Consider the following 11,653-nt stretch of genomic DNA (forward strand, 5'->3'; position numbering starts at 1 on the left):
GCCGTCGCGGTGGATCGCCTGCACGACCTCGAAGACCTGGTCGACCACCGCCGGGGCCAGGCCGAGCGAGGGTTCGTCGACCAAGAGCAGCCGCGGCCGGGCCATCAGCGCCCGCCCGATGGCCAGCATCTGCTGCTGCCCGCCCGAGAGGGAGCCGGCCAGCTGCCGGTGCCGTTCGCCGAGGATCGGGAAGATCGCGTAGACACGCTCGAGGCTCTCGCTCCGCGCGCGGCGCGCGGCCCGCCGGTAGCACCCGATCTCGAGATTCTCCTCCACGGTCATGCCGCCGAAGAGCCGCCGGCCCTCGGGAATGATCGCGACACCGCCCTGGCACACCTCCTGGGGGGTGGTGTGCGTGACGTCGACGCCATCGAGGCGCACACGGCCGCGCCGGATCGGCAGCAAGCGGGCGATCGCGTTGATCAGCGTCGTCTTGCCGGCGCCGTTGGGGCCGACCACGGCGACGAGCTCGCCGTCGCCGACCGTGAGCGAGATGTCCCACAGGGCGGGGGCGTCCCCGTATCCGACGTGCAGGCCTTCGGCCTCAAGCATAGGCCTTCCCGAGATAGGCGGCCACGACCTCCGGCTGCCGGATGACGTCGCGCGGCCGGCCCTCGGCGATCAGCTGGCCGTAGTTCAGCACCACCACCCGGTCGGTCAGGTCGACCACGGCCCGCATGATGTGCTCGATGAAGAGGATGGTGGCGCCCCGCCGGCGGATCTCCCGCACGAGCGCGAGCGCCTCGCCGATCTCCGCGGGCGTCAGGCCCGACAGGACCTCGTCCAGGAGGACGAGCCGGGGCCCCGAGGCCAGCGCGCGCGCGAGCTCGAGGAACTTGCGCTGATGCAGGTTCAGCTCCGTCGGCAGCGCCGAGGCGCGGTCGGCGAGCCCGACGAAGTCGAGCCAACGGCGGGCCTCCCGCTCGGCTTGGCCACCGTCGAGGGCCGCGCCGCCGAACATGCCGGCGAGGGTGACGTTATCGAGAACCGTCAGGCGCGGGAACGGCCGCGGGATCTGGTACGTGCGGGCCACGCCGAGCCCGGCGATGCGATGGCCGGCTTGGTGGGCGAGGTCCCTCCCGTCGAGGAGGATGCGGCCCGCGTCTGGACGGTAATAGCCGCTGATGACGTTGACGAGCGTCGACTTGCCGGAGCCGTTGGGCCCGACGAGGCCCAGGATCTCCCCCTCGCGGATCTCGAAGTCAACGCCGGCCAGCGCCTGGACGCCGTGGAAGGCCTTGCGCACGCCCTCGCAGCGCACCAGCGGGCGGGAGGCCGGCCCCCGCCCGGGGGGCGCGCTCCCGTCGGGGGCTGGCTGGGACAGGAGCCGGCTGGCGGCCGGGGCCGGCTCGCCGGCCGGCACCGCCGCGGGGGCCCGGCCGGGGCGGCGGCGGCCCACGAGCCCGAAGAGCCCCTGGGGCAGGAAGAGGATCACCGCGATGAGCGTGAGCCCGACCACGGCGCGCCCGACGACGGCCCACTCTCCCCCGACGAAGGCGTAGGTGAGGAGGGTCACGAACGTGGCCCCCACGGCCGGGCCCAGCCAGTGCCGGGCGCCGCCCAGCACGCACATGAGGACGACGTAGAGCGGCACCGTGATCGAGAAGGTCTCGGCCACGGTGACGTAGGTGACGAAGATCGCGTGGATGCCCCCGGCCACGCCGGCCAGGAAGCAGGAGAGACCGAGGGCGATGAGCTTGAAGCGGTAGGTGGGGACGCCCAGCACTTCAGCCACGTCCTCGTCGTCGGCGATGGCGAAGAGGCCCCGGCCGAGCCGGGCGCCCTGCACGATCCAGGCGGCGCCCACCGCGGCCAGCGCCACGGCCAGGCCCAGCACGTAGATCGTGGACGCCGCGCTGGCGAAGATCTTCGGGACCGCCACCGCGGCCAGGAACACCCCGGGGCCGCCGTCGATCCGCGTGTTGAGCACGATGGTGGCCAGCACGAAGGTGACCGCGAGCGTCAGCAGCGCGAACAGTTCTCCCCGGAGCCGTCGGACGCGGAACACCACCGCCCCGACCCCCAGGCCCAGGAGCGCCGCCACGCCCCCGGCGGCGGGCAAGGTCCACGCGAAGGGCATGCCGAAGCTGACGGCCAGCGTCGCCGCGGCGTACATGCCGGCGCCGAAGAACGCGCCGTGGCCGAACGAGAAGTAGCCCGAGAAGCCGCTGAGGATGGTCCATGAGGTGGCGAGCGCGATCCAGTGGAAGACCAGGTAGAGGAAGGACTCGACGAAGGCCGGCGGGCGGAGGGCCGGGACGAGCGCGAGGGCGAGTCCTGCCACGAGGAAGGCGGCGGCGCCGGCCGGTCGCGGCATGTCAGAGCCGATCGGGCCGGAGCACCAGGACAAGGATGAGCAGCGCGAAGGACACCAGCGGCGCCCAGGAAGGCTCCGCTACCGCCATGGTGACCGACTCGCTCAGCCCGATGCCGATGCCCGCCACCAGGGGGCCCAGCGGATTGCCGAGGCCGCCGAGGATGACGACGGCGAAGACCACGCCGATCCACGCATAGATCTGCGAGGGCGCCAGCGTGTAGACGAGCGCCACGAAGGTCCCCGCCACGCCGGCGTAGGCTGCCCCGACGCCCGAGAGCAGCAGCGCCAGCCGCCGGGGGGAGACGCCGAAGGCCGCGGCGATGTCCGGGTCCTCGACGCTCGCCCGCATGCCCTTGCCGACCCAGGTGAAGCGCAGCCATGCCCACGTCAGGAACGACAGCGCCGCGGCCGCGAGCAGCATGCAGAGCTCGGTCACCGGCACGAACAGCGGGCCGAGACGGAACGACATGGTCGCGTACGGGGACTCGAGGCGCCGGAAGTCGGCCGTCCACACCCACTGGATCACGCTCTCGATGACCACGGTGAGGCCGAAGGTGACCAGCAGCGACGCGAGCTCGTTGACGCGGAACGCGTCGAAGGCCCACTGCAGCGCCACCCCCAGCACGAAGAAGGCGGGCGCGATGAGCAGCACCGTCAGGAAGGGATTCATCCCGCCGGTCCCGGCGAGGTGGTAGGTGAGGTACGCGCCCAGGAACACCAGCGCGAAGTGCGCCAGGTTGATCAGGCGCAGGAGCCCCCAGGAGAGGCCGAGCCCGAGCCCCAGCAGGCCGTACAGCCCTCCGATGAAGAGCCCGGAGAGGAGCGACTGCCCGAGGAGCGTCAGGCTCGGCATGCCGCGGGGGCCCGGGCGGCGCCCCTCAGGGCACCAGGAGCCGGGCGCCCGGCGCCGCGAACTCCTTGGGCCAGACGATCAGCCACTTGCCGTTCTGGACCTGCTTCACCTTGGAGAGGTCGTCCCCGTAGTTGTTGGGGCCGTCGAACCGGAGCTTGCCGAGGATGGTGTCGACGCGGTTCTGCCTGAGCCACTTGGCGCGGGTCTTGTCGTCCAGGCTCTTGGTCGCCTCCACCGACGCCTGGATGAGCTGCCAGGCCGCGTAGGAGCCGCCCGCCTGGACGTCGGCCGACTGGTAGGGCAGGCCGGCCTTCGCGGCCCGCTCGCGGAAGAGCTTCACGAACTCGGCGGCCGTGGGATTCGAGGTGAGCGGCGGATGCTCCTCGAAGGCCGTGCTGGAGAGCGCGTACTTGCCCTCCGGGGCCAGCGCCAGCGGGCCCGGCGCCGGATAGAGGTAGAAGTGGCTCTTGGGCGTGTAGTCGAGCTTCTTCAGCGCCTCGAGGAGCCCGTTGCCCTCGAGCCCGATGGCCCCCATCCACATGAAGTCGGGGTTCGCGTCGCGGACGCGTGCCGCGATGGCGCCGAAGTCCCGGTTGCCGAACTCGAACTCGAGATAGAGCACCTCGCGGAGGCCGCGTTTCGCCGCCACCTCGCGGGCGCCCACGGACATGAAGTGCACCGAGGGGAACTTGCTCGTCACGATGGCGACCGTCTTCGGGGGCTTGGCGGAGGAGGCCAGCGCGTCGAAGAGCAGGTTGGGGAACGTCCGCGCCGGCTCCGGGCCGATGGGCCAGGTCGGGAAGTGCATCTCGTACTTCGCCAGGTGCGGGATGCCGAAGGAATGGTGCACGAGCATCTTCTCGTGGCGCTGGGCGACGGCCATGGCCGAGAGGATGCCGCCGGTCGCGTAGGGGCCGATGAGCACGTCGACCTTGTCGACGGTGATCAGCTTCTCGTAGAGCGTGCGCGTGAGGTCGGGCTTCGACTGGTCGTCGAACAGGACCCACTCGACCGGCCGGCCCAGGAGCCCGGTCTTCTTGTTGAGCTGCTCCACGTAGATCTCGCCGACGATCTTGTGCACGAGCGCGGTCGCCGCCAGCGGTCCGGTGAGGGCCAGCGTGCCGCCGACGCGGATCGGCTGCCCGGAGGGGGCGGCGCCTGCCGCGGCGACCAGGGCGAGGATGGTGAGACCGGCAAGTGCGCTGAGGAATCCACGGTGTCTGAGCGTCATGAACGTCCCTCCTGGATGCGATCCACGATGACCTCGGCCGTCAGTCCCACACGCCACCCCCGCTCCCACGACTTGACAGGCGCCCGCCGCGCTGCATATATGGGACGCCCGGCACCGCCGCGGCGGGGTGTCCGGGCCGCCGGGCACCCTACCGCCGCCGAGAGGAGCCGCCATGCATCACGTCGGCCGTCTGGCTCCCGCGGCCATGTCCACGCCCGACGCCTACCGCGGGCGGAGCACCGGCTTCCGTCGGCAGTCGCTGGTCGACGGGGTGGCGGGCTCGGTTCACATGGGCTTCGGGGCCTGCGAGCTCTCCCCCGGGGGGCACCAGAGCGGGCACGTGCACTCGCACGAGGAGGCCTTCTTCGTCCTCGAGGGCACGCCGCAGCTCGCCCTGGGCGGCGAGACCTTCGAGCTGGCGCCGCAGCAGTGCGGGCTGATCCCTCTCGGCGTCCCTCACGCCTGGCGGAACCTCGGCGCGCGCGCGTGCCGCTGGCTCGACATGCAGGCGCCCCGTCCGCGGGACCCGCACACGGAGCCCCCCGACACCTTCTTCACGCCCGAGCCCGCCTTCGGCGACCGCCCTCGGCCGCTCGACATCCGCGACCCGCGCTGCCGGCACTTCTTCCGCCTCGACGAGGGGCAGATGGACGTGGACCGGCTGAAGCGGGGCAGCGCCGTCAGCGAGCCCACCGTCTCCGCCAGCATGGCGACGGCCCTCCTCGCCTACAGCGGCATCGCCGTCAAGATGCTCGTTGACCAGCGCCTGGAGGCGAATCTCCTGACGATGTTCATGGTCGAGTACCAGGCCGGCGGCGTCGCGCACCCCCACGACCATCCCTTCGAGGAGGCCTACTTCATGCTCGAGGGCGAGGTCGAGGGGGTCGCGGACGGCCGGTCCTACGTGCTGCGCCCCGGGGACGTCTTCTGGACCGGCGTCGGCTCGGTCCACGCCTTCTACAACCGGACCGATGCGAGGGTGCGCTGGCTCGAGACGCAGGCGCCGCAGCCGCCCCGCCAGCACTCGTACCGCTTCAACCGTGACTGGGACTACCTGGGTCAGCGGCTGCCGGCCGACTGACGCGCCGGCAGGGCCGGATCGCAGCCCTCCGGGGGGTCCCGCGCCCGACGCCCTCGCCGCCCGCCCGTGGATCCGCATGGAGTGTGATTGCCCGCCCGGCCGGCGTCAGACGCCGAGGTATCTCGCCCGCACGTCCTCGTCCTTGGCCAGCTCTTGCGGCGACGAGGAGTGAACGATCTTGCCGCGGCTCATGATGTGGACGTAGTCGGAGTAGAGCAGGGCGAATCGCAGCCGCTGCTCCACGAGCAGCATCGACATCCCCCTCTGCTGCAGCGTGCGGATGACGTGCCCGACCGTCTCGATGTAGAGCGGTGAGAGCCCCTCCGTCGGCTCGTCGAGCAGGAGAAGCGAGGGGTTGGTCATCAGGCTCCGCCCGATGGCCAGCATCTGCTGCTCGCCCCCCGACAGGCGTCCTGCCGGATGGCGCGCGCGCTCGCGGAGCGGCGGGAACAGCTCGTAGACCTTCTCGGCAGTCCACCCGTCCGGCTTCGGCCGGGCGCCGACCGCGAGCGTCTCGGCGACATCGAGCGACGGGAAGATCTGGCGCCCCTGCGCCACGATGCAGATGCCCAGCCGCGCGATGCGATACGGCCGGAGGCGCGTGATCTCCGCCTCGTCGAACAGGATCCGGCCGCGGCGCGCCGGCGTGAAGCCCATCACCGACCGGACGAGCGTGGTCTTGCCGGCGCCGTTCCGCCCGAGGATGCCGACGATCCCCGCGCGCGGGATCTCGAGCGACACGCCCTGGAGGATGTGGCTGTCGCCGTAGTAGGTGTGGAGGTCGTCGACCTTCAGCATGCCATGATCTCGCCCGCGCCGAAGTAGATCTCCTGCACGCGCGGATCCGTCCTCACCTCGGCGGGCGAGCCCTCGGCGAAGAAGCGGCCGAGGTGGAGCACGGTGATCCGGTCCACGATATCGAAGACGACGTCCATGTCATGCTCGATGAGGAGAATCGAGATCCCGCGGTCGAGCTTCTGGATCGCGCGCGTCATGAGCGCCGACTCCGCCGGCGAGAGTCCGGCAGTCGGCTCGTCGAGCAGGAGCACGCGCGGGTGCGCCAGGAGCGCCAGCGCCATCTCGATCTGCCGTTGCTCGCCGTGGGACAGGGTACGCACGATTCCGTCGCGCTTGTCGGCGAGACCGACCGTCTCGAGGACCTCGAGCGCGCGGGCGCGGGGCTCCCGGTAGGTCCAGAGCGGCCGGAGCATCGAGAACTTCGTCCGCTCGAGGCCGAGGGCCGCGAGAATGAGGTTGTCGAGCACGCTGAGCGTGGGGAAGAGGTTCGTGATCTGGAATGTGCGGCCGAGCCCGAGGTGCGTACGGCGGTGACACGGCATCGTGGTGATGTCGCGGCCGAAGAGCCGCACCCGTCCCGCCGTGAGCGGCATCTCGCCGCTGATCATCCGGAACAGCGTGGTCTTGCCGGCCCCGTTCGGGCCGATGATGGCCCGACGCTCGCCGGCGGCCAGCCGCAGGGAGACCTGGCTCACCGCCTCCAGGCCCCCGAACCGGCGCGTGACACCGTCGCATTCGATCGCCGGCGTGGCGAGGTCCTCGGCGTGAGGCATCACCGCGTCGCCCTGAGGAGGCCGAGCATCCCCCGCGGCGCCCACAGCGCGGTCACGACGTAGGCGGCGGCCAGGACCATCACCCAGCGCTCCGTGAACACGCTCACCATCTTCTCCAGGAAGGTGATCACGAAGGCGCCGATCAGGGGCCCGACGAGCGTGCCGGGTCCCCCGACGATCACCATCAGGACGAACTGCATCGAGTGTGCGAGGTCCACGGTGTTCGGGCCGACGAAGCCGTTGTAGTAGGCGTAGAGGCTGCCGGCGACGCCGGCGAACGCGCCGGCGATCACCAGCGCGAGGTACTTGTGGAGATAGACGTTGTAGCCGAGCACGCGCATCCGGCTCTCGCTGTCCCGGATGCCCACCAGCGTCTTGCCGAAGGGCGACCAGATGAGGAGCAGGTAGAGGGCGAGGCAGATGGCGAAGAGGGCCAGCACCGCGTAGTAGAACGGCAGCGTGCCCGCCGCGAGGCCGATGCCGGGCACGCGAGGCCGCGGCACGCCGACGATCCCGGTGTCGCCGCCGGTCAGCGAGACCCAGCGGTACGCGAGCCCCCACGCGCACAGCGCGACGGCGAGCGTGATCATCATGAAGTAGATGCCGGTCGCGCGAAGCACCAGGATGGCGAGTCCCCCCGAGACCGCGGCCGCGAGCGCGATGCTGGCGACGAGGGCGACGGCGAAGGACGCCTGGTGGTAGGTGACGAGGATCGCCGTGGTGTATGCGCCGACTGCGAAGAAGGCGGAGTGGCCGAGGGAGGGGAGCCCCGTGAAGCCCAGGAGCAGATCCAGGCTCGCCGCCGCGATGGCGTAGATGAGGCCCTCGGTCATGAGGATCACGACGTAGCTCGGCAGGACGGGCGGGAGCACGGCGATGCCCGCGAGCACGATCCCGAGCCCGGCCACGAGACGCATCGGCGCGCCGGTCGCCGCGACGTCCATCACGCCCTCCCGAAGAGCCCCGTCGGCCGGAAGGCGAGCACGATGCCCATGGGCGCGAACAGCGTGAAGTACGAGATCTCCGGGAACAGCGCCTTCCCGAAGTTGTCGAGGAGCCCGAGGACGAGGGCTGCGGCGAGGGCGCCGCCGAGGCTGCCCATGCCGCCCACGATCACCACCACGAACGCGTACGGCAGGATCTCGAAGTCGAGCCCGGGATAGATGCCCATGAACGCCGAGCCCACCACGCCGGCGAACCCGGCCAGCAGCGCCCCGAGGGCGAAGACGGCCATTCTCAAGATTGGCACGTTGATGCCGAGGGCCTCGGTCATCTCGGCATTGTCGACGGCAGCGCGGACCATCGCGCCGGCACGCGTCCGCTCCTGGAACCACCAGAGCACCGCGAAGAGGACGCCCGCGGAGCCGATCATGAAGAGCCGGAGGATCGGGAAGGTGAAGCCGGCGACCTTCACGCTCTGGGAGAAGTACGCCGGCCCACGGAGGTTGAAGGGGTCGCCACCCCAGACGAGCAGGCAGGCGTCCTGGACGAACAGTGCGATGCCCATGGTCAGCAGCATCTGCCGGAGGTCATCGCCCTCGACGGCACGCAGGAAGACGCGCTCGAGGACCGCTCCGCCGAGCGCGACGACCAGTGCCGACGCGAGCAGGGCCACGTAGAAGTTGCCGGTGGCGGCGACGAGCGCGACGCCGAGATACCCTCCCACGAGATAGAACGAGCCGTGCGCGATGTTGACGACCTTCATCACGCCGAAGATCAGGGTGAGGCCGCCGCCGAGGAGGAACAGCAGCGCGGCGTAGGAGACCCCGTTGAACGCCTGGTTGACCCAGAACTCCATGGCCCTAGCCGGCGGCGGGGGTGCCGGCCCGCGGCCTCACCCGCCCGTCTCGCTCAACGCTCCTCACCCGGGATCCTGGCGCGGCCCGGGCTCAACAATGCTTGCAGGGCGGGTTGTCGCGGCTGTAGATCGGCTGCTTGAGGTACTCCTCCGGGTTGTACTTCCAGAACTGGGAGACCGCAGGGTAGGTGTCGATGACGGTGTTCTGGTAGAGGCTCCCGACCTTGTCGACGCGGCGGATGTAGATGTTCTGGATGATGTGCCCGTACTTGTCGACCTTGATCGGTCCCCGCGGCGAGCTCTTGATCTCGGTGGCCCGGAGCGTCTTGAAGAACTTCTCCTTGTTCTCCACGTCGCCGCCGACCTGCCGGATCGCCTCGGCGATCCACATGGCCGCCCCGTAGTTGATCGCGCCGGAGAACCCCACGTAGTCCTTCTTGGTCACCTGCTTGATCCGCTGGACGAACCGCTTGTTCTCGGGCGTGTCGAGCGCCTGGCTCCACGGGAGGAACGTCAGCACGCCGAGGGCGGTGTCGCCGAGCGCGGGCAGCAGCGTCTCGTCGGTCGCCGTGCCGGCCGCGAGGACCTTCTTCTTGTCCAGGACGCCGGCCTTCCGGAGCTCGCCGATCAACCGGATCGAGGCGGCGCCGGTCACGACGTCCAGGATGCCGTCGGCCTCGGGCTTGAGGCTCGCGACGTAGGGGCCGAAGTCGGTGGTGATGACGGGCGTCCAGATCTTCTGGATGACCTGGCCGCCGAGCTCCTCGAACACGCGCTGGAAGCCACCGGTCACCTCGTGGCCCCAGCCGTAGTCCATGGCGACCACGGCCACCTTCCGCCAGCCCAGCTTCCTGTAGGCGTAGTCGCCGGCCACGTGGCCGTGCTCTCCACCCGTGAGACTCACGCGGGCGAGGTACTTGGAGGCCTTGCGCTGGGTCAGGTCATCGGAGGCGGCGACCGTGATCACGAGCGGGACCTCCGCTTCCTGGACGACGGGCGCCACCGCGTACGCCGCGGCCGCCATGAGGAGGCCCCCCATCAGGTGGACCTTGTCGTGCTGGATGAGCTTGCGGGCCTTGGTCACCGCGTTGGCCGGCGTGGCGCCCTCGTCCTCCTCGATCAGCTCGATCTTCCGCCCGGCGATCGTGTAGTCGATCTCGCTCAGGTAGAGCTTGAAGCCGTTGAGCATGTCGATGCCGAACTGGGCGAAGTTGCCGGTCTTCGGCACGATGAAGCCGATCTTGATCGGCGGCTTGTCGGCCGCGGGAGCGGCGGGGGCGAGAACCGCCGCCGCGAAGAGCGCCACCAGAGCGAGCACCAGGTGCTTTTTCATGTTCGCCTCCTCACTGGGCCTGCCGGAACGCCGCGACGGCCTCGGCGAGCCGGTCCACCTGCTCGGGATCCCGGGTCACGGGCACGATCAGGAGGGTGTCGATGTCGAGGGCCGCGTACTCCCTGATGCGGGCGACGGCCTCGGGGACCCCGCCGACGATCGAGCCCGCGGGGGGGTCGAAGATCAGCCGCCCGTAGTACGCCTGGATGTAATCCGCCATGGTGCGGGTCGCGCGATCGCGGTCGGAGTCGAAATGCCCGTACATCCCGGCGGCGATGGGGAAGGTCTTGGGGTCGCGGCCGGCCTCGGCCGCCAGCTTCCGGACCAGCGGCACGGCCTCGCGCGCGTAGGCGGGTCCGCGGCCGCCGACGAGGAAGCCGTCGCCGAGGCGCACGGCGCGCCGCACCGCGGCCTCGGCGAACCCCCCGAGCCACAGCGGGGGCACCCGGCTGCCCGGCAGCGCCACCGGGCCGACCTGGATCTGGAACACCGAGCCCTGGTGCGCGATGGGGTGGCCGGCGGCGGCCTGCCGGACGATGGCCACGGTCTCCTCGAACCGCCGGGCGCGGGTCTTCATCGACACGCCGGCTGCCTGGAAGTCCGGCTCGCGCGCGCCCAGCGCCATGCCGAGGATGAACCGGCCCTCGCTCAGCCGCTGCAGCGTGGCGACCTCCTTGGCCAGCAGCACGGGGTTCCACAGGTTGGCCAGGAGAATCGAGGTGCCGAGCGTGACGCGCTCGGTGACGGCCGCCGCCGCCGCCAGCGCCGGCAGCGGCGCCAGGCTCTCGTAGACGAGCCGGTCCAGCGACCAGATGGAGTCGAGCCCATGACGCTCGACGCGCTCGGCGAAGCCAAGCACGTCTCGTCGCGTCACGCCTGCGGCCTGCGCGGGCAGCGCCATCCCGATCTTCATCGCATGCTCTCCCTGTGGCTCAGCGTCCGTTGCGCGGCCCGGGCTCCAGCTCGCGCGTGGTGGCCAGGGGCCCGGTCCCCGTCCAGTAGGGCGCGCCGGCCACGAGCAGGGTCTCGGCCGGGAAGCGCGTGATGAGCTCGTGGCCCGTCTCGGTCACGACGACCTCCTCCTCGATGCGGGCCGCCGACCAGCCGTCGGTGGAGGGCCAGTACGTCTCGAGGGCCATCACCATGCCGGCCTCGATGGTCACGGGGTGGTCGAGGGAGACCAGGCGGCTGACCACCGGCTGCTCCCACCCGTTGAGCCCCACGCCGTGGCCGAACTGGAGCCCGAAGCAGGACTCCTCGTTGGGGAAGCCGAACTCCTGGGCGCGCGGCCAGATGCTGGCGATGTCAGCGGTGGTGATGCCCGGCTTGATCATGGCGATGGCCCGGTCCAGGTCCTCGCGGCAGCGCTTGTAGGCGTCGCCCATGGCCGGGGAGGCGCTGCCGACGGCGAAGGTGCGGTAGTAGCACGTCCGGTAGCCCGTGAAGGAGTGGCAGATGTCGAAGTAGGC

General features: G+C 70.8%; 12 protein-coding genes. 1 reads left to right on the forward strand and 11 read right to left on the reverse strand.

Going from position 1 to position 11,653, the window contains the following annotated elements:
- The 4 genes from HYV93_05150 to HYV93_05165 form a co-directional block, all read right to left on the reverse strand.
- Positions 1–552, reverse strand: a 552-nt coding sequence (locus HYV93_05150) for an ABC transporter ATP-binding protein (GenBank protein ID MBI2525351.1), incomplete at its 3' end; no start/stop codon positions are given.
- A complete protein-coding gene (locus HYV93_05155) occupies positions 545–2,317 on the reverse strand; it encodes an ATP-binding cassette domain-containing protein (protein ID MBI2525352.1) in 1,773 nt (590 codons plus the stop codon). The genes HYV93_05155 and HYV93_05150, both read right to left, overlap by 8 nt.
- Position 2,318: 1 nt before the next feature.
- Complete coding sequence (locus HYV93_05160) at positions 2,319–3,170, reverse strand: branched-chain amino acid ABC transporter permease (GenBank protein MBI2525353.1); 852 nt, start codon at positions 3,168–3,170, stop codon at positions 2,319–2,321.
- Positions 3,171–3,195: 25 nt separating this feature from the next.
- Entirely contained in the window at positions 3,196–4,401 is a 1,206-nt protein-coding gene (locus HYV93_05165; protein ID MBI2525354.1) for an amino acid ABC transporter substrate-binding protein, read from the reverse strand.
- Between the two features lie 205 nt (positions 4,402–4,606).
- Between HYV93_05165 and HYV93_05170 the strand changes: the two genes are divergently transcribed.
- Entirely contained in the window at positions 4,607–5,482 is an 876-nt protein-coding gene (locus HYV93_05170) for a cupin domain-containing protein (protein ID MBI2525355.1), read from the forward strand.
- 105 nt (positions 5,483–5,587) lie between these two features.
- Here HYV93_05170 and HYV93_05175 read toward each other — a convergent pair whose 3' ends face one another.
- The 7 genes from HYV93_05175 to HYV93_05205 all read right to left on the reverse strand — a co-directional run.
- Positions 5,588–6,280: an ABC transporter ATP-binding protein gene (locus tag HYV93_05175; GenBank protein MBI2525356.1), complete on the reverse strand. Its 693-nt coding sequence runs from the start codon at positions 6,278–6,280 to the stop codon at positions 5,588–5,590.
- Positions 6,274–7,053, reverse strand: coding sequence for an ABC transporter ATP-binding protein (locus tag HYV93_05180; protein MBI2525357.1), 780 nt, complete (start codon positions 7,051–7,053; stop codon positions 6,274–6,276). The genes HYV93_05175 and HYV93_05180 overlap by 7 nt, the downstream gene beginning before the upstream one ends.
- Positions 7,053–7,997 (reverse strand): branched-chain amino acid ABC transporter permease, encoded by a 945-nt coding sequence (locus HYV93_05185; GenBank protein MBI2525358.1) that lies wholly within the window; start codon positions 7,995–7,997, stop codon positions 7,053–7,055. The genes HYV93_05180 and HYV93_05185 overlap by 1 nt, the downstream gene beginning before the upstream one ends.
- Complete coding sequence (locus HYV93_05190; protein MBI2525359.1) at positions 7,997–8,851, reverse strand: branched-chain amino acid ABC transporter permease; 855 nt, start codon at positions 8,849–8,851, stop codon at positions 7,997–7,999. The genes HYV93_05185 and HYV93_05190 overlap by 1 nt, the downstream gene beginning before the upstream one ends.
- Before the next feature lie 91 nt (positions 8,852–8,942).
- Complete coding sequence (locus tag HYV93_05195; protein ID MBI2525360.1) at positions 8,943–10,184, reverse strand: ABC transporter substrate-binding protein; 1,242 nt, start codon at positions 10,182–10,184, stop codon at positions 8,943–8,945.
- Positions 10,185–10,194: 10 nt separating this feature from the next.
- On the reverse strand, positions 10,195–11,097 hold the full coding sequence (locus HYV93_05200) for an LLM class flavin-dependent oxidoreductase (GenBank protein MBI2525361.1): 903 nt from the start codon (positions 11,095–11,097) through the stop codon (positions 10,195–10,197).
- A gap of 19 nt (positions 11,098–11,116) precedes the next feature.
- Positions 11,117–11,653, reverse strand: a 537-nt coding sequence (locus tag HYV93_05205) for an aminopeptidase P family protein (protein ID MBI2525362.1), incomplete at its 5' end; no start/stop codon positions are given.

It is taken from the genome of Candidatus Rokuibacteriota bacterium (assembly GCA_016188005.1).
Lineage (GTDB): Bacteria > Methylomirabilota > Methylomirabilia > Rokubacteriales > CSP1-6 > UBA12499.